Annotated in this window: 16 protein-coding genes; 2 read left to right on the top strand and 14 right to left on the bottom strand. The window is 41.0% G+C overall.

All coding sequences use genetic code 11. The features are described 5' to 3' along the window. Positions 1-100 precede the first annotated feature (100 nt). A complete protein-coding gene (locus tag AACQ38_RS16250) occupies positions 101-265 on the top strand; it encodes a hypothetical protein (RefSeq protein ID WP_158538190.1) in 165 nt (54 codons plus the stop codon). 123 nt (positions 266-388) lie between these two features. Here AACQ38_RS16250 and pssA read toward each other — a convergent pair whose 3' ends face one another. Next, positions 389-1,744 (bottom strand): CDP-diacylglycerol--serine O-phosphatidyltransferase, encoded by a 1,356-nt coding sequence (pssA, locus tag AACQ38_RS16245; protein ID WP_165578594.1) that lies wholly within the window; start codon positions 1,742-1,744, stop codon positions 389-391. Positions 1,745-1,907: 163 nt separating this feature from the next. Beyond that, the gene (locus AACQ38_RS16240; RefSeq protein WP_165578593.1) at positions 1,908-4,550 is read right to left on the bottom strand and encodes a bifunctional acetate--CoA ligase family protein/GNAT family N-acetyltransferase; all 2,643 of its coding nucleotides are present in this window, start codon (positions 4,548-4,550) and stop codon (positions 1,908-1,910) included. Between the two features lie 323 nt (positions 4,551-4,873). Between AACQ38_RS16240 and AACQ38_RS16235 the strand changes: the two genes are divergently transcribed. Next, positions 4,874-5,890: a tRNA/rRNA methyltransferase gene (locus AACQ38_RS16235; protein ID WP_113026494.1), complete on the top strand. Its 1,017-nt coding sequence runs from the start codon at positions 4,874-4,876 to the stop codon at positions 5,888-5,890. Between the two features lie 49 nt (positions 5,891-5,939). Here AACQ38_RS16235 and emrB read toward each other — a convergent pair whose 3' ends face one another. The 12 genes from emrB to nrdE all read right to left on the bottom strand — a co-directional run bounded on the left by emrB (position 5,940) and on the right by nrdE (position 19,538). Beyond that, positions 5,940-7,481 (bottom strand): multidrug efflux MFS transporter permease subunit EmrB, encoded by a 1,542-nt coding sequence (emrB, locus tag AACQ38_RS16230; RefSeq protein WP_165578591.1) that lies wholly within the window; start codon positions 7,479-7,481, stop codon positions 5,940-5,942. Between the two features lie 14 nt (positions 7,482-7,495). Then, positions 7,496-8,680, bottom strand: coding sequence for a multidrug efflux MFS transporter periplasmic adaptor subunit EmrA (gene emrA, locus AACQ38_RS16225; protein WP_011145600.1), 1,185 nt, complete (start codon positions 8,678-8,680; stop codon positions 7,496-7,498). A gap of 233 nt (positions 8,681-8,913) precedes the next feature. Then, positions 8,914-9,441 (bottom strand): transcriptional repressor MprA, encoded by a 528-nt coding sequence (mprA, locus tag AACQ38_RS16220; protein ID WP_011145601.1) that lies wholly within the window; start codon positions 9,439-9,441, stop codon positions 8,914-8,916. A 129-nt stretch (positions 9,442-9,570) separates the two neighbouring features. Continuing rightward, positions 9,571-9,906 carry an L-valine transporter subunit YgaH gene (gene ygaH, locus AACQ38_RS16215; RefSeq protein ID WP_339367059.1) on the bottom strand — a complete coding sequence of 112 codons (336 nt, stop codon included), beginning with the start codon at positions 9,904-9,906 and terminating at the stop codon, positions 9,571-9,573. Further along, positions 9,906-10,664 (bottom strand): AzlC family ABC transporter permease, encoded by a 759-nt coding sequence (locus tag AACQ38_RS16210; protein ID WP_011145603.1) that lies wholly within the window; start codon positions 10,662-10,664, stop codon positions 9,906-9,908. The genes ygaH and AACQ38_RS16210 overlap by 1 nt, the downstream gene beginning before the upstream one ends. 125 nt (positions 10,665-10,789) lie before the next feature. Next, positions 10,790-11,980 (bottom strand): MFS transporter, encoded by a 1,191-nt coding sequence (locus tag AACQ38_RS16205; protein WP_011145604.1) that lies wholly within the window; start codon positions 11,978-11,980, stop codon positions 10,790-10,792. Positions 11,981-12,320: 340 nt separating this feature from the next. Continuing rightward, positions 12,321-13,319 (bottom strand): glycine betaine/L-proline ABC transporter substrate-binding protein ProX, encoded by a 999-nt coding sequence (gene proX / locus AACQ38_RS16200; RefSeq protein ID WP_165578589.1) that lies wholly within the window; start codon positions 13,317-13,319, stop codon positions 12,321-12,323. A 113-nt stretch (positions 13,320-13,432) separates the two neighbouring features. Beyond that, positions 13,433-14,518, bottom strand: coding sequence for a glycine betaine/L-proline ABC transporter permease ProW (gene proW, locus AACQ38_RS16195; protein WP_165578588.1), 1,086 nt, complete (start codon positions 14,516-14,518; stop codon positions 13,433-13,435). Further along, positions 14,511-15,710 (bottom strand): glycine betaine/L-proline ABC transporter ATP-binding protein ProV, encoded by a 1,200-nt coding sequence (proV, locus tag AACQ38_RS16190; RefSeq protein ID WP_113049651.1) that lies wholly within the window; start codon positions 15,708-15,710, stop codon positions 14,511-14,513. The genes proW and proV overlap by 8 nt, the downstream gene beginning before the upstream one ends. Before the next feature lie 569 nt (positions 15,711-16,279). Further along, complete coding sequence (locus AACQ38_RS16185; RefSeq protein WP_158536421.1) at positions 16,280-16,423, bottom strand: hypothetical protein; 144 nt, start codon at positions 16,421-16,423, stop codon at positions 16,280-16,282. 5 nt (positions 16,424-16,428) lie between these two features. After that, on the bottom strand, positions 16,429-17,388 hold the full coding sequence (nrdF, locus tag AACQ38_RS16180; RefSeq protein ID WP_113049650.1) for a class 1b ribonucleoside-diphosphate reductase subunit beta: 960 nt from the start codon (positions 17,386-17,388) through the stop codon (positions 16,429-16,431). 20 nt (positions 17,389-17,408) lie between these two features. Continuing rightward, positions 17,409-19,538 (bottom strand): class 1b ribonucleoside-diphosphate reductase subunit alpha, encoded by a 2,130-nt coding sequence (gene nrdE, locus AACQ38_RS16175; protein ID WP_165578587.1) that lies wholly within the window; start codon positions 19,536-19,538, stop codon positions 17,409-17,411. Between the last annotated feature and the right edge of the window lie 2 nt (positions 19,539-19,540).

The raw sequence follows: 19,540 nt of genomic DNA, 5'->3' as shown, positions 1-19,540 counted from the left end.
AAAATATATTATAGTAATAGCAGGCATAAAAAATAATTTAAATAACTTTTTGAACTGATGGGAAAGAAAATGAGTCATGTTATCCTAAGCTTAGCCGAGCATGACAAAAATTTCTCTCTATACCCTAATTTCAAGATGCATTGCGACAGCAAGGGAGCGAATCCCCGGGAGCATAGATAACGATGTGACCGGGGTGAGAGCGCGCAGCCAACAAAGAGGCAACTTGAAAGATAACGGGTATAAATCTAGATTTACGTACTTTTGAATATTACTCTTATTTAAGAAAATTTGAGATTTATCAAATTAAAGTTCGATGGTAAAAATCTCCCGAAATTATTCAATATCAGGAGATTTTATTTAGAAAAGATAATTCGCTTTATCGATTCAATTACAGAATACGACTAATCAGTTTGTCTACCCGGATGCGACGTAAACGGCGGATAAGTTTACGTACTTTGACTGGGTAAAGCTGGATGCTGTCCAATTCCTGATAATCACTGACAACCGTAGTATGAGTACGGATACAGTGCAGTTCTTTTGTACGTTGCTCCTGCATTTCTTTATGAGGATCGTGAATAAGAATGGCATTTTCTAAATCCAGTCCCCAGGCACGAGGATTAAGATTATTTCCTGTAATCAATTGCCATTGATTGTCCACCCACACACCTTTTAGGTGGTAGCTATTATCACCATCTTTCCATAACCTGATAGTCAGTTGATTGTTGTCAACATAACGCTGTAGTCTACTGATGAAACGGCGCAGATTAATTTCATATAAATAGGGTAATGCACCGATAATTTTAAAGGGTTCTTCCGGTGGAATATAAAAATCGTTGGCAGTTTTATCACCAACAATAATTTCCACATGTTTACCTTTACGAAGTAGATGAACGATCCGCCGGACAATGATGGCTGGAAGATTAAAATACGGAGTGCAAATAATCAGCTTTTGTTCTGTGCTGGCAATCAGATGACTAATGGTTTTATTTAGTAGATTTTTCTTTCCCAGACCAGCAAGTGGAGTGACAGATAGTTCATCATTCGTTGCCTGATTGTTTATTTTATAGGTGGTGTGCCGCAGAGAAAAACGTAATTGACGGATCAAATTTTTAATTTCAGGAATACGAGGACGGTTTTTACAATCCAGTTTCTGCACGGCTCCTGTAGCGATAATGTGATTATCAACAAAGTGTTTCATTGCTTCTGCAAGTTCTGCATTGTGAAGCAAGTGGTAGCGATCATAGCGATATTTATCATGTTGGTGGAGATAAACATCATTAATGCTTGCTCCGCTATAAACTACAGTATCGTCAAAGATAAAACCTTTTAAATGTAAAACACCCAGTGCTTCGCGGGTATTTACAGGTACACCTAGTACTGGAATTTTCACATCAGGATAAGCTTCTGCCATAGAACAATACCAATCGGCATTCGTTACCATTGCAGCAGCACCAATTCGTCCACGTTGTGCTCGATGCCAGTCAACGAGCACTTTAATGTCCAAGTCTGGGCGTTGTTGTTTAGCTGTATAAAGTGCATTAAGGATATCTTTCCCTGCGTCATCATTTTCCAGATAGAGGGAGATGATATAAATATGTTTTTCAGCGTTAGCAATTTTTTCCAGCAGGGTGCTGCGGAACACTTCAGGTTGATAAAGTGTTTTAACATCAGCAACTGACTGAGGTAGCTTAGGCAGTTGTGCAAGGTGTTGTTGATGTTTAGCTTGTTTGAATTTAGACAACATCACAGTGCGCTTTTTCTCTTATGTTAGATGGCTAAAGGACTACTATGTAAAGCAATGCATCAAATGATCTGGCGATAATACCATTAGTCTGGCTAATTGTGAGCATGATTTAACGCTCTAATGCCTAATGATTCAAGTCTGTGCGGTCCATCACGTAGTTGATTTAGAGTTCGAGGGATAAGTTTACAATGCTATCCTCAAATTGAACATCTATGGTAAATCCCAGTTTTTTAGCCAGTTTTATCATCGTACGGTTTTCTGGCATGGTGATAGCGTTGAGGCGGCTTATGCCATGTTCCCGTGTATAGTTAATCAGTTTTATCATAAGTTGATATCCAAGGGTGATCCCTTTTAAGTCAGAACGCACTAGCACAGCGAATTCTGCTTCGACATTATCTGGGTCAGCTATGGCACGAGTCACCCCGATAATTTCTGGAGTCGTTTTAGGATGTCGTACGGCAACAAATGCCATTTCACGGTCGTAATCAATCTGCGTCATATTGGCCAGATCGTCGTGTGTGAATTCGCTGATTTCACTAAAGTAGCGGTAATAGAGATCTTCTTTCGTAACTTGGCCGATGAAATCTTTCAGCAGCGGTTCATCTTCTGGCAGAATCGGACGTAGCAGGCATTCTGCACCTCCTTTGAGTTTTATAGATTCTTCTAGTTCGCTTGGATATGGACGGATAGCTAATCTAGTTCGTGGATCACCGTCTATCGAAGATAATTCCATTGAAACATCTAATAATGTGAATTCATCGCCAGAAGCCAGTAATGGATGAATATCCAGTCGTACAATTTGCGGGCAATCAAGTAACAGATTCGATACTTGAACTAACAGTCGGCTGAGTGCTAGTACGTCTAATGATTGAGGAGCTCCCCTGAGCTTAATTTTTCTACTTTTAATCGCCTGAATAACCAGATATCGCGCTAACGCCATATTAAGAGGTGGCAGCGCAACGGCTGCTTGTGTTTCCTGTGACCATTCAATACCGCCTTCACCTAACATAATCAGTGGGCCAAATACTTCATCTTGCTCGACTGCAATTCGTAGCTCTTGTGCACCAGCGCGGTTTGCCATGCTTTGAACTAACAATCCTTGAATTCTTGCGTGTGGGAAATTCTGATTGACGCGTTCGATAATCGCTTGAGCAGAAGCCTTGACCTCATTTGCATTTCGCAAATAGAGCATGACTCCCTGAACTTCTGATTTATGCGGGATATCTGGCGAGCGTAATTTCAACGCAACAGGATAACCGATCTGTTGGGCAATATTGACTGCTTCATCACTGTTATGAGCAATCCATGTTGGCAATGTATTGAGACCATAAGCTTCCAGAATAGGTTGAACTTCATGGGTATCCAGACGAGAATTTCCCTGTTCCAGAGCCTGTTGTATGCACTGATGGGCACGTGCTGTGTTAGCTGTGATGTTTGCTGGTAGTGCGGGGGTTTCTGTTAATTGTTTCTGATTGCGGCGATATTCAACCATGTGCATGAAAGCAGTAATCGCGCCTTCAGGGGTGCGATAAGTTGGAATACCTGCTTCATTGAACAGACGGCGGGCTTCTTGTGAAGAGTATTCTCCGCACCAATTGGTAAAGATAGTTAGCCATTTTCCCCGTGGGTGTTTACGGATTGTTTCAATGACTTTGGTTGCGGTTTGAATACAGGGAGCAATTGCGCTAGGAGAGTGAATAAGTAACAGAGCATCATGGTCGTGGCTATCTAGTAACGGTTTTAACGCAGCGATATAACGTTCCACCGTGGAGTCATCTTTTAAATCTAGCGGGTTATGCAGAGAGATAGTTTCTGGGAGTTGTATTTTTAATGCTTTCGTTGTCTCTTCACCTAATATTGCGAGCTTGCCGTTACGGCGGAATAACGCATCCAGCGCCATTGCGGCTGGAGAAGCACCATTGCTAACGATAAATAGCCGTTCTCCCCGTAAAGGTGACATATGGCTTAACGTTTCTACAGCAGAAAACATTTCATGTGTATCTTGTACGCGTAATAACCCTGCTCGCTGAATTGCTGCATCATAAGCCGCATCCAAATTTTGTTGTTCACCAAGTAATTTCTGTGCTCGCTTAGTACGGCCGCTTTTAACCACCAAAATAGGTTTATTGCGGGAAGCACTTCTAGATGCTGAAAGAAAGCGACGGGCATCATGAATATGCTCTAAATAGAGCAGGATAGCGCTGGTTTTACTGTCACGAGCCAGAAAATCAAGCAGATGATCGATATCGATATCTACACTGTCACCTAATGCTATAAAGTAGGAAAATCCGACTCCCCGGTGTTTTGCCCAATCAAGAATCGTATTTGAGACTGCCGCCGATTGAGAAATAAAGGCCAATTTCCCTTTGAGTATTGGAACCGGAGAAAAGCTGGCATTCAGCCCTTGCCAGGGGGCTAATACACCTAAACTGTTTGGCCCAAGTAGTCGGATACTATAGTGCTGGCAGCACTGCTTTAGTTCAGCGAATTGGGACGTTGGTGAAGAAAGGATAATCACCGTTTTGCAACCCAACTGCCCCAGTTGTTCTAAACATTGCAAATTACGGCGGTGATGAGTACAAATAACAGCCAAGTCTGGTGTAATCGGTAATTTATCTATTGAAGGGTAAGCTAAAACCCCTTGAACAGAACGGCTATTGGGTGTAATCGGTAGTATTGGTCCGGCAAAGCCTCCTGCAAGCAAGTTACGCATCATAACTGAACCCGCTCGTTCTGGTTTTTCTGAGGCACCAATTACCGCAATGGATTTAGGGCGTAATAAAGCTTCAAGTCCGCGCTGGCTCATCAGGAGGCTCCTTATTCGTGGGGTTAGTCGATAACTGTAGCGGATTTCGCAAATTGTTGCTGTGATTTACGCTATCGGATGCAGTTGCTGAGAAGTAATTAAATTGCCAGTTTGTTGCAAAATAGTACCAAGCTGTAGCTTGAATATCTTCGGTGGGGGGCTGTTTCAACAGGTAGCCAGACTGTGCCCTCCATAGCAAGTACGGCATGTCTCGCCGAAAGCAGGAAAATTAAGGGCGCATTTTAATGGATTATAGTTGTCAGAGGTAGCTTAAGATGCGCACATCAGGTAATCTTCGCGCCATAAAGCAGTTGGAGAAACGAATGAACGATTCATACAGTGGTAAAAATGGCAAAGTCAAAGTGATGTATGTCCGCAGTGAGGGCGATAATGACAGCCGTAATAATAACAAACGTCCATCTGGTAAGGGACGTGATCAGGGTCAGCGTCGTCGGGACAATGAGCGAACATCCCGTTCTCCGCGTGCCAATGAGCGTGAAAGATCGCCTTGGAAAACAGTGTCACGCCCTGAGAGTGATTCTGTAACGCCAATGCATGGTGGTATCAGTGGGAAAAGCCAGATTGATCCTGAACAGCTCCGTCGTCAGCGAATGGAAGAAACTCGGATTTATGGCGAAAATGCTTGTCAGGCGATGTTTAAAAACCGTTCTGAAGCGATAGTTCGTGCATGGTTCGTTGAGTCAGTGACACCACGTTTCCGCAATGCGCTGAAATGGATGGCTGCTAATCGTAAAGCCTATCATGTTGTGGATGAGGCTGAACTGACAAAAGTGTCAGGTACTGAACATCATGGTGGTGTTTGTTTTCTGATTAAGAAACGCAACGGTTTGGATGCAGAGACCTACTTGAAAGATGCTCCAGTAAAAGATTGTGTTTTGGCTCTTGAAGATGTGGGTAATCCTCATAACCTTGGCGGGATTATGCGAAGTTGTGCACATTTCGGTGTGCAAGGGGTGATTTTGCAGGATGTGGCCTTGCTGGAGTCGGGCGCGGCTATTCGTACAGCAGAAGGTGGTGCTGAGCATATTAAAGGTATTGATGCTGATAGCTTGGTCACTACGCTGAATAACTTTCGTAAAGCGGGTTACACCATTGTTACGACATCCAGTCATAAAGGTAGTACCGCTTTAGCTAAAGCTGAATTACCGGAAAAAATGGTTCTGGTACTTGGTCAAGAACGCGATGGTTTGAGTGACAGTGCTTGGGAACATGGTGATATGAGTTTGTTCGTCGGTGGGTCGGGTTTGGTTGAAAGCCTGAACGTTTCTGTTGCAACGGGCATTATGCTGGCTGAATGGTGGCGACAGAATAAAGCTTGATTAGGAAAAGCGGGAGCTGGAGTGTGCTCCCGGTTTTGCTATTTAAGATTTAGTGGGCTCCGCTCATGCCTTCTTTACTTCCTTGGGTAAATGGTGGCTTGGCTAGCCAGACGAGCATAATCAAAATCAGGAATACTCCGGCTGAAAGCCAAAAAATTTCATTCGCTGAGATTATGAGCCCTTGATGGGTAACTTCTTTTGCTAGATAAGCAGAAATTTGCTGGTTATTCATGCCTAATTCCGATAATTGTTGATAGATCCGTTGAGTATCGGGACTATAAGGATTGATATGTTCAGTAAAATGGGAATGATGCATTGACTCGCGTTGGGTCCACATGGTTGTCGTTAGTGATGTTCCTATTGAACCCGCCAGTGTTCGAATAAAATTCGATAAACTGGATGCAGATGCCACCCGCTCTGCTGGCAAGCCGGAAAGGGTAATGGTTGTGAGTGGCATAAAGAAACAGGCAATAGCAAACCCTTGGATAAACTGAGGCCATGCGACCGCGGCAAAATCCATGCCTGGTTCGAATGTATATGCACGCCAGTAATAACAGATGGCATAGACAACAAAACTGAATGTCACTATGTAGCGCATATCTGCTTTATTGCCAAATTTACCAATCAGTGGCGAAATTATTAGTGGCAACAATCCTACTGGTGCTGATGCAAGACCTGACCAGGTTGCTGTATAACCGAACACTTCCTGTAATAACTGAGGTAATAACACAATGGTGCCGAAATAGAGCATATAAGCTAAGCTCAAACAGAAGCAACCAATGGTAAAATTGCGCTCTTTGAACAGTGATAGGTCAATAATCGGGTTATTATCGGTCAGTTCCCATACCACCAGAAATGTTAATGAGATGATTGCAATAACTGTCAAGACGATAATTTCTGTAGAATTAAACCAGTCCAGCTCTTTCCCCTGATCTAGCATGATTTGTAAACAACCAACGCCGACCACTAATAACATGAGTCCTATTGTGTCGATAGGCTTGATCTCTGTCTGGGTTTCACGCCCTTTCAGCGTTTGCATAGCAATCAAAATAATCGCTATACCAACAGGAACGTTGATAAAGAAAATCCATCCCCAATGGTAGTTATCACTGATGTAGCCACCCAGAATAGGGCCGAAAATTGGCGCGATGATAATCGTGATTGACCATAATGCCAGCGCCATATTTCCTTTGGCTGGTGGATAATTGTTCAGGAGTAGACTTTGTGAAAGGGGAATAAGAGGACCTGCAACTAATCCTTGAATAACTCGGAAGAAGATTAGCATACCAAGACTGTTGGAAATACCGCATAACCAAGAAGCGATGGAAAATAGCGCGGTTGACCAGATGAATAACTTAACCTCGCCGATGCGTTTCGCCAGCCATCCAGTAATTGGGATAGAAATCGCATTGGCAACCCCGAAAGAGGTAATTACCCAGATCCCTTGAGAACTTGATGATCCTAAGTTACCTGAAATCGTGGGTATCGCTACGTTAGCAATGGTAGAATCTAACACTTGCATGAACGTTGCTAAGGATAGCGCTATGGTCATCCATGCAAGTTTGGCACCTGTAAGCGGCTGTCTCATCACCTTGGCCTCCGATATTATTTTCCAGCATTACTATTAGTAATGTTGTTAACTATTTTATTGGCAGGCGACATATCTATTGTCAGAGCAGTGGTGTGATAAGCTGATTTAGTGCGTGTTTTATCAGACAGAACGGGCCCATCAGGGCTCGTAGTATCTACTCTGACTTTAGTCGAGAGACCGATGCGTAATGGGTATTTTTCTAGTTGTCCAGGATTAAGCTCAATACGGACGGGTAAACGTTGTACAACCTTAATCCAATTACCACTGGCGTTCTGAGCAGGTAATAAAGAGAAGGCGCTGCCGGTACCCATATCAAGGCCAGTGATTTTGCCGCTAAATACTTTGCTTCCACCATAGAAATCGCTGGTGATTTCCACTGGTTGACCAATACGCATACCAGAAATTTGTGTCTCCTTGAAGTTAGCTTCGATCCACATATCGTTTGCCGAAACTATCGCCATCAGTGGAGTATTTTTATTGATTTGTGCACCAACTTGTACACTACGGCGTGAGACATAACCATCGATTGGGCTGACTATTTTCGTGCGTTGTAATGCCAGCCAGGCATTACGGACTTCCGTTGCAGCTTGTTCAATGGCAGGTTGTTTCTCTAGGGGTGTATCCAAGACAATTGCTTGATTAGCGTTGTATTGTTCAATTGCAATATCTAGAGCAGCTCGGGCACTGGCGACAGCTTCCTGTGCATGTTGTAACTCTTCTTTACCAATGACTTTTTGAACGCTAAGTATTTCACGACGGCTAAGATCATTTTGAACTTTAGTTAATTCGGATCTGCGTAGAGCGATGTTAGCCTGATATTGTTTGCTGTTAACTATCTGTTGATGAGTCTGGCGAACGCTGTTGGCTAATGTTGTTTTTGCTTTTTCTAATGCTAATTCTGCATCACGGGGATCGAGTTGCACCAATATACTGCCGCTTTTCACAAAGTCAGTATTATCAAAGTTAACTGTAATTACGCTGCCAGCAACTTGTGACATGATCTGAACTTGATTACCTGTAACGTAGGCGTTATCTGTTTCTTGATGGTGGCGTAAAATGAGAAACCAATAGAAAAAGTAGGCAACACCGAGCAGGGTAAAGATAAGGGTTAGTAGCACTAAGGCACGACTGCGTTGCCTTTTTTTACTACTGGTTGGATCTTGTGCCGCTTGTACTTCTATTGCCTCATTTTCGCTCATAGTAAATCCCCATGCTTGTTGTTTTATCTTCTAGTAAGACTATTTTTGAGATCACTTCCCAGTAGTGGTATAGCATCACTACTGGAAAGGTGAATGACATAGGATCCAATGTTATCGAAGAATAATAGTTAGCTTTTTGCAGAAAATATCATCTTGGCTAACAGGAAAATTTTTTCGAACAATTTAACCAAGAAAGTATTGTTTGGGTGAAAATTGATCGATTAAACAACAAGCTATTTTTTGATACAATCGCCCATTGTATCAAGTCTGACCAGTAATTTTCTCATTAACTTTTCTAACTGTTTTTGTTCCTCCTGGTCAAGACATGACCAAAGTCTTCTCAGGCACTCATGTTGAGGTGGAAGCAAACTATTTAAAAATTTTGTACCTTGTTCTGTCAGATGAAGATGAAGGCAACGGCGATCGTTATGACTTTCCTTTCTCTCAATCCACTCCTGCTTTTCTAATTCATCAGCAATACGCGTGGCGTTAGTACGGGAAGAACCTAATGCGGCACTTAATTCTGATGGTTGGATGCTGTGGCTTTCTTTAGTATCAAGGATCATCAGGGCCATGAACAAAGTTTCATTGATACCTTGAGCTTTCAGCATATTGTTACGGTTTTCAAGCAATTTACTTTGGACGTGCATTGATAACCTAGTCAACAGGATCTCTTGATAAGGGATATCTTTATTTAATTTGGCTTGCTGTGCTGCACGAATATTCAGTAATTCTTCGGTAGGCGTAAACGAACTTTCCATTATTTAGATACCTTATTAGTTTCAACTGGTAAGATAACTTTTGTTATCAAACATCCAAATGGTATATTAAAAGATAAATTTAGCAATTGTAGTTATTTGTTATCATCATATTTCTTTTGATATTGATACCTAATTCATAAATATTTTGAATGTTAGTCCAAAAAGCAGTGCGCCAAATAGTGCTGCGAGTATAATTTGCTTTGTTTTGTAAAAGACTAAACAGATGGTCAGACAACCTATGAGGGTAGGAAGTAGTTTTTGACTTTCTCTCATCACATCAGGTACACCTGATACGATGAGTAAAGAACAAATGGATGCAATACCAATACTGTCAAGGATAATGCTTGTTTTTCCACCTTTTCTGCCGGCAGATTGGCGTGCTTTCCCAAATCGTAGTGGCAGATAGCGAAATGAAAAGTTAGCTAACCCAACAAATAGTCCAATCAGCAAAATCTTGCTATCAATCATGGTGTTTCCTTTTGTTCAGAAGAGTCATTGCAATTGTTTTGCGGTTGTAACAGTGCCGCGATACAACCACCGACAATACCTGCCAGAATAGCAACTGGAATTGAGAAAAATGTAATCCCTAAAAGTGCTCCGGTTAGTGCGGTTGCAACACAATAACTATTTTGTTTTCTACAAGAAGCAAGAAGAAAACTGAGAAATAGTGCTGGTAACATGAAAATCATGGCAGCTTCTATAGCGGGATAGGATTCCAAATAACCGTTACCAAGAAATGCACCGGCTGCGGTACCTGCGCCCCAGGCCAGCCAAGAACAGATTGCAATAGCAACCATCCAGTTTTCACTCCAGCTCCGGTGGTTTTTAATGAGTTTTGCAGTCGCGGCGGCAAAAACTTCATCTGTCAGGCCGAAAGCCCAGATAACGGTTTTTTTCTCCGTTAGCTTATCTTTGATACGGTGCCTTAAAGATGGACCATAAAGAATATGGCGGACATCCATTGCCATAATTGTTAGGGCAGAAATCCATAATGATGTCCCCGCACTCAGTAAAGCTGTGATGACGAACTGGCTTGCACCGGCGTAGATGATGCATGAAAAGAAAATGGCTTCCATTGGGTTGAAGCCAAGTTTGACGGCATTGAGACCAAAAGCAAAGGCGACGGGAATATAACCGATAACAATGGGTAAACTATCTATTATTCCTTCAGTAAAAGAAGATTTTTTACTCGTTAAGGGGGATGATGTATCAGAAACAGGCATAGAATCTATCTGGTTATGTGAATGTTATGTAACATTAACAAAATGAAACCAAATAGAGAATATCATCCTTAACAAATGTTTCATAAATGTTTTTATTTAAGCATTCTTTTACTATGACCTGTTTCTTACAACGTCTTTGGTTCGTACTTTTTGCCTAAAAACCACACGATTAGGCTGATTATACAGATAGCTATACCCGCGGTGGCAACGCCATACCAACCTGAGTGTTTGTAAGCATAGCCTGAAACCAGAGAGCCAAGAGCTCCACCGATAAAATAGCTAGTCATGTAAGCGGCGGTGAGTCGGTTTCTGGCTTCTGGCATGATGCGGTATATAGTACTTTGATTTGTAACGTGAACTCCTTGAATCGCAATATCAAGGAGAAAAACACCAATTATAAAGCCAATTAGTGATTCTTTGACTAAGCCGATCGGTATCCATGAAAGAAGTAATAGCACCAGAGAAATGCTGGTGGTCAGAGGGCCTTTTCCTTTATCAACGAGTCGCCCGGTTTGGGTTGCCATCAATGCGCCGGCAGCACCGACTAATCCAAATAAGCCGATGACTCCTTCAGAATAGTTAAAAGGAGGTGCTGAAAGCAGGAATGCCATTGATGTCCATAGCAGGCTGAAGTTGGCAAATGTCAGTGCACCCAGTATGGCGCGTACTCTTAGAAGCGGGCTTGTAGTGATAAGGTTTACAATAGAGCCAAGTAATTGGAAATAACTGAGATTGGTTACTTGTTTGTAACGGGGCAGGTAGCGCCACAACGTCAGAGAAAGAATCACCAATAAGACACTGGCAACCCAAAAAACAGTTCGCCAGCCACCAAGAGTTGCCATTGTTCCTGAGATGGTTCTTGCTAGTAATATTCCAAGCAGTAAACCGCTCATAATTGTACCGACAGCTTTTCCTCGTTGATGGGGAAGAGCAAGTGTTGCGGCCAGTGGGACCAGTATTTGAGCGACCACCGAAAATAAGCCCGTCATTGCCGTTCCCAGTAACATTTGCCAGATGTTCTGTGACGTGGCGGTAATCAGTAATCCAATAGTGGCTAATATTGTCATTGAGACAATTAAACTGCGTCGTTCGAACATATCACCTAATGGCACAAGGAATGTTAGGCCAACGGCATAGCTCAATTGAGCTGTGGTTACAATAAACCCGGCTTCGTTGACGGTCAGATTAAATTGTAACGCAATAGTATCGAGTAGCGGCTGTGCATAATAGTTGCTGGCGACAACCAGACCTGTGGCAATGGCGATTAGTGCAATCAACGCTGGGCTTAATGGCGTACGGGAAATATTTTCTTCCATATAATGTATTTTCTTATATTTAAACGGTAGGTTAGGGTGAGTGGACAGCTCGTTAACGGTCTGTAGTCACGAGCTAAATTTTTTGCATTGTAATGAATTTTTATTCAGGTTCAATGGTAAAGCCGAGAGAATGGTTGTTAAAGAAACTCCATGAGTATTCATTGTCTTAGGTAGTTTAACCTTGTGATTTAACTACCAAATTGAACTGAGAATGAAATGTGAAAACGATATTAATTCTTATTATTTCTCTATAATACAGCGATAATGACTATAAAATTGTTGAAATATAAATTTTAATAAGAATTTTGAGTCAGAAAAAATAACAGTAATGTTCTAAACATTAATTTTTTCCGGCGGCTTCAACAGCAGTTTTAACCCAACTATCAAATAATTTCTGATGAGCCTTAATCCAACCGTTGGTGTGACGTTCAATATTCGCTGGTGATGCCTCACCATTATGCATCCTCAAGTTTTGGGCATTGATATCCGCAAGGGGCATTTTCATGATAGAAAATAACTTAGCGGCGGCTGGGTTGTCTGTTGCCCATTTTTTATTGGCAGCAATATGCATAATACTGGGTGGAAAACCATAATTAGCGCCATTTGGTAATTTCGTCTCTATTTTCTCATCATTAGGCATAGCGGAGAAAGGAACTTGTAGCCAGACAACATCTTTACCTGGTTTCAGCACGTCACTAACCCAATAAGGCGTCCATGTGTAATATAAGATGGGTTTGCCTTCTTTATAGCGGGTAATAGTATCTGCCATCATGGCGGCATAGTTACCTTGATTGTGTTCAACGCTATTGTTTAAATCATAAGCTTTAAGGTGATGGTTAATGGCGATTTCACAGCCCCAACCGGGATTACAGCCAGTTAAATCAGCTTTGCCGTTACCGTTGGTATCAAATAATTTGGCTATTTTCGGATCTTTTAATTGAGCAATATTAGTAATGTTGTATTTTTCCGCTGTTTTTTTATCGATCAAGTAGCCTTGTGCGGCATTTTCTACATAATTACCGACTCGGTAAAATTTAGCATTACCACCTGCTGCCTGATATTGGGTGTTGTGCAGTGGTTCCCAACTTACGGCCATAAAGGTTGCGTCACCGGAAGCAATAGAGGAATAGGCGACGTTGTAGTCTACCTCTTTGATGGGTTTGACATCATAACCAAGTTTTTCCAACGCCTTACTGACGATCAGCGTCTGGAATGTCTCTTCGCTAAGGGTGCTTTGTACGGGTTGTACACTGATACCTTTACCGGGTAATTCGACAGCGAATAATTGCGAACTTATCAGTGATGACAGGGATATCGCCCAGATAACTAGTTTGCGCATGGTTTTTCCTCCTGTTGTGGTCATCATGTGTTTATCAAACAACTGTGGTTTGATATACCCGTTATCTTTCAAGTTGCCTCTCGAAATCCATAGGGTATAGGTGATATTGAAGGTTATACTTTCTTGCTGAATAAACGAGTAATTAATCCAATTGGGCCAGTGGCATACCAGCGATTTACGCCTTTAGCCCGGTTGCCGCAGCCAAGAGACTGTGTTAGGCGGTCAAGGAGAATCGCCAGAATAACAATCCCGACCCCACCTATTGTGGCAAGCCCCATATCGAGACGACCAATACCTCGCAAAACCATTTGGCCTAAACCACCAACGGCAATCATTGATGCAATAACGACCATTGATAGGGCCAGCATCAGGGTTTGGTTGACACCGGCCATAATGGTTGGCATAGCCAGTGGTAATTGAACTTTAAACAGCATCTGACGAGGGCTGGCACCGAAAGATTCGGCTGCTTCTATCAGATCTGCTGGAACCTGTTTGATGCCTAAAATGGTCAAACGGACAATTGGGGGTAGAGCAAAGATAATGGTGACGATAACGCCAGGCACGTTACCGATGCCAAATAGCATGACAATCGGAACCAGATAGACGAATGCTGGTGTGGTTTGCATAGCGTCAAGCAGAGGTTGGATAATTTTCGCGACTCTTTTGCTGCGTGCCAGCCATATACCGAGTGGTAAACCAACGATAATGCAGAACAATAGCGATGTCAGAGCCAGTGATAGAGTGACCATAGCTTCAGACCATGCACCAATTGCACCAATAATTACCAGAGAAATTAGAGCAGTAATACCCATACCAATGCCTGATAACTGCCAGGCAATCAGGGCAAAAAATAGGATGGCAATGGGAGCAGGTATTGAAGTCAGACATTGTTCAAAGCCACTGAGAACAAAATCAATGGGGACGCGTATTCCTTGAAATGCAGGACGAAAATTTAGCACAATCCAATCAATAGCATGGGTTACCCATGAGTCTAAAGGGATAAGTGGATGCTGGAATGGATCCATGATATTAAAATGTTCAGGCTGTGCCGTAGTTGCGGGGGCATCCAGCCAGTCAGAACCCGTTGAATTGTCAGCACTGGTTCCATTGCTCCAAGGGTCCGTATTATCGGCAGCGATGGGAGGGGTATCCCACGAATTCTGTACAGGTTGAGTTTGATGTTCGTTTTGATTACTCATTTGGTGTCTCCTTATCTAATGCCTGCAATAGCATCCCTTTGGAAATAACGCCGATATATTTGTCATTATTTCCAACAACCGGAACTGCACAAGGTGATTGTGCTACAACAGTAATCAGCTCATTGAGGGGCATATCTGCGGCAACGGAGGTTGGTTCCGCCAATATAGCGTGTTCGATAGGTTTTTTTTCCCGTAATGCTTTTTCCAATGAATTTACCGAAACGATACCGGCGAATTTTTGTCCACGTTCGATCAGGTAACCATAGTTTCTGTTTTCGTCATCAAGGACTTTCAATGCAGAAAGAGGACCAAAACCGGGTGCAATATGAAGCAGAGAGTCAGGACGGCGACGGGCAATGTCTTTAGCACTAAATACATGGCTGATATCTACGCCACGAAAGAAAGTTTTCACATAGTCATTCGCTGGATTATTCAAGATTTCATCAGGTGTCCCGACTTGCACAACAACACCGTCTTGCATAATGGCAATCCGGTCTCCGATACGCATTGCCTCATCCAAATCATGAGAGATAAAGACGATAGTCCGTGGCTGATTACCTTGTAGGCTTAACAGTTCATCTTGCATTTCTGTACGAATTAATGGGTCAAGGGCAGAAAATGCTTCGTCCATTAGCAAAATATCTGGGTTATTAGCTAATGCTCTGGCAAGCCCTACACGCTGGCGCATCCCGCCTGAGAGTTCATCTGGATAAGATTGTGCATAATTTTCCAAGTTTACCTGTTTCAGTGCATCCAACGCTTTTTTATTGCGTTCTTGTTTGGTGATTCCGGCAAGTTCCATACCAAAGGCGCTGTTTTCCAATATGTTTAAGTGCGGCATCAGTGCAAATGATTGGAAAACCATACTGATTTTGTTACGACGAATTTCTCTTAACGCGGTTGCTGAAATCTCAGAAATATCTTCACCGTCAATTAATACTTGGCCGCGAGTCGGTTTTATCAGACGATTGAGAAGGCGTACCATTGTGGATTTGCCGGAGCCAGATAATCCCATGATGACAAATATTTCGCCTTCTTCAATAGTCAGATTGGCATTTTGTATACCAACAGCCATACCTGTCTTTTCAAATATCTGATCTTTGCTCAAACCCGAATTCAGTAATTTGAAAGCATATTCTGAATGGTCGCCAAATATCTTATAGAGGTTTTTAACTTCAAGTTTAATTGCCATGAAATAGTTACTTTCCTTTCAATGGTTATGTAATGGTGTTATGCATTATTCATCTCTGCATGATTCATTGAATATATATACCCTAACATACTGAGAGAGCCTGACAACCCTATGTTAATGATAATTAATGTAAAAAATGGTAATATTAAATGATTTAAATTAGATATATTTGTAGTAATTTCATTGTTATTGGCAATTTATTCCATATAAGTTAATGTGGTTATTGAAAGGATGATTTCATTCTATGTTGCTGTTATTAATATATTTTTACATTTAATTGCCAAATGAATTATTCGCTATGTTGTAAATGGAATCGATTATTAGTTTATAGTGTTGATTATATCTAATTGGAATGAAATTTAATTTAAAATTAATTAGCTATATTAATGTTTTTTGTCGTTTCGGATGGTATAAAAGGCGGAGATGGCAAAAAATATCCATAGAAATGGCAATAATCATGAAAAAACGCCATAAAATATAAGGATTTTATGGCGTTTTATCGTTTAAGAAACAGGAACAATAATATTGGTTTTTAAAATATTAGGGTATTATGGTTATTTTGAAGTATTCTATATATACCCGTTATCTTTCAAGTTACCTCTTTGTTGGCTGCACTCACTCACCCCGGTCACATCGTTATCTATGCTCCCGGGGATTTGTTCCCTTGCCGTCGCGATCCATCTTGAAATCCATAGGGTATAAAATAAAATCATTCTCTTTAGAAATTCCAATCCTCATCTTCAGTATTTACTGCTTTACCAATGATATATGATGAACCTGAACCAGAAAAGAAATCATGGTTTTCATTGGCATTCGGTGATAATGCAGCGAGGATTGCAGGGCTGACATTTGTCATTTCTGGAGGAAATAAGGTTTCATAGCCAAGATTCATTAATGCTTTATTGGCATTATAATGCAAGAATTTCTTAATATCTTCAGTCCAGCCAACAATATCATAAAGTTCTTCTGTATATTTAATTTCATTTTCGTATAATTCTAATAATAATGAGAAAGTGAATTCTTTAATTTCTTTTTGCTCTAATGTTGAATATTTATTTAATGATTGTTGAAATTTATATCCAATATAATAACCGTGAATGGCTTCATCTCTGATAATAAGTCGGATTAAATCGGCTGTATTTGTTAATATCCCTCGACTTGACCAATACATAGGTAAATAGAAACCTGAATAGAATAAAAATGATTCTAGAAAAACACTGGCGATTTTTTTCTTTAATGGATGATGATAACTATAATAATTTAGTATAATTTTGGCTTTATTCTGTAATGAAAAACTCTTTTCACTCCAGCGATAGGCTTCATCCACATCAGTTGTTAGGCATAATGTTGAAAAAATGGAACTATAAGAACGTGCATGAACAGCTTCCATGAAACTAATGTTGGACATAACTGCTTCTTCGTGAGGTGTTAGGGCATCTTCCATTAACGCTGGAGCACCAACAGTGTTCTGAATTGTGTCGAGTAGTGTCAGCCCGGTGAATACCCGGATAGTCAGCTTTTTTTCTTCTGTCGTCAGTGTATTCCATGAAGTAATATCATTGGATAATGGAATTTTTTCCGGTAACCAAAAATTAGTTGTCAGTCGGTTCCAAACTTCTAGATCTTTGTCATCTTCAATTCGGTTCCAGTTAATTGCACATATAGGATTACTGATCATAATACATTTCCAGAATCATTTTATAGTGAGCATGAAACACAATCTTGTACTTCCGTGCCTTCCAGAGCCGTTTGTTTCAGACGGATGTAATAAAGTGTTTTAATTCTTTTACGCCAGGCATAAATTTGCGCTTTGTTAATATCACGGGTAGTGGCATCGTCTTTGAAGAAAAGTGTCAGGGATAATCCTTGGTCGACGTGTTGAGTGGCTATAGCATAAGTATCAATAATCTTTTCCGGTCCTATTTCGTAAGCATCTTGGTAATATTCAAGATTATTATTCGTCATAAATGGCGCTGGATAATATACCCGACCTGTTTTACCATCTTTACGGATCTCAATACGGGATACAATCGGGTGAATGCTTGAGGTTGAATTGTTGATATATGAAATAGAACCTGTAGGAGCAATAGCTTGGAGATTTTGATTGTAAATACCATGAGCCATAATTGAGGCTTTTAATTCAAGCCAGTCTTGTTGATTAGGAATTTTTATTCCTGCTTGTTCAAACAATTGAGAAACTTTTTTTGTCTGAGGTTGCCATGTTATTTCTGTATATTTATTGAAAAATTCACCATTGGCATAACGAGAATCTTTAAAGCCTTTAAAGTAGCTATTACGTTCAATGGCGATCTGATTGGAAGTACGCAGAGCGTGATAAGTAACGATATAGAAATAGATATTGGTGAAATCTATTCCCTCTTCAGAACCATAATGAATTTTTTCCCTTGCCAGATAGCCGTGAAGATTCATTTGCCCCAAACCAATAGCATGAGAATCCTGATTTCCTTTTTCGATAGAAGGAACTGAACGGATATGGCTCATATCTGATACCGCGGTTAAAGCGCGGACAGCCGTTTCAATAGAGAGGGTAAAATCAGGTGAATCCATTGTATGAGCAATATTCATTGATCCCAGATTACAACTAATATCTTTCCCAATATGGTGGTAACTTAAATCCTCTTCATATTCGCTGGCGCTGTTAACCTGTAAAATTTCGGAACATAAATTACTCATATTAATCCGACCTTTAATCGGGTTAGCATTATTCACTGTGTCTTCATACATAATATAAGGATAACCAGATTCAAATTGGAGCTCAGCTAATGCCATGAAAAATTCACGAGCATTGATTTTTGATTTCCGAATTTGTTGGTTATTTACCATTTCAGCATATTTTTCTGTCATGCTAATTTCGGACATTGGCACACCATAAACCCGCTGAATATCATATGGGGAGAATAGATACATATCTTCATTATGTTTAGCCAGCTTAAAAGTGATATCAGGAATAACAACGCCAATAGAGAGCGTTTTTATACGGATTTTTTCGTCGGCATTTTCCCGTTTTGTATCCAGAAAACGAAGAATATCGGGGTGATGAGCATGGAGATAAACAGCACCTGCACCTTGGCGTGCACCGAGTTGATTAGCGTATGAAAACGCATCTTCCAGCATTTTCATCACTGGGATAACACCTGATGATTGATTTTGAATCATTTTTATCGGTGCACCCGTTTCCCGTAGATTACTGAGTAAGAATGCGACCCCACCGCCACGTTTTGAAAGCTGTAAGGCTGAATTAACTGAACGTCCGATGGATTCCATATTATCTTCAATGCGTAGCAGGAAACAGGAAACCAATTCTCCTCGCTGTTTCTTACCGCAATTAAGAAAAGTTGGCGTTGCTGGTTGAAAACGGCCACTGATCATCTCATCCACTAGACGACAAGCCAGCATCTGATCGCCTTGGGCTAGGGTCAGTGCTACCATGCATACCCGATCTTCATAGCGTTCTAGATAACGTTTATTATCGAAGGTTTTCAGAGTATAACTGGTGTAATATTTGAATGCGCCCAGAAAGGTTTGAAAGCGGAATTTTTTGCTATAGGCTTGCTGAAAGAGCTTTTTAATAACAGTAAAATCGTATTGCTCTAGCACGTTTGTTTCGTAATATCCCTCTTGTTGGAGGAAATCCAGTTTCTCTTTTAGGCTATGGAAAAATAGTGTGTTTGGATTTACATGCTGGCGAAAATAACAATGAATAGCCAGCTTGTCTTTGTCAAATTGAATATTCCCTTCACTATCGTACAGATTGAGCAAGGCATTTAAAGCATGATAATCTTGTTGTGCATTAATTTGAAAAGTCATAA

Source organism: Photorhabdus sp. RW14-46 (assembly GCF_963887965.1).
GTDB lineage: Bacteria > Pseudomonadota > Gammaproteobacteria > Enterobacterales > Enterobacteriaceae > Photorhabdus > Photorhabdus laumondii.
Note: the sequence above shows the minus strand (reverse complement) of the source record. Positions and strands in the feature narration are given on the sequence as shown.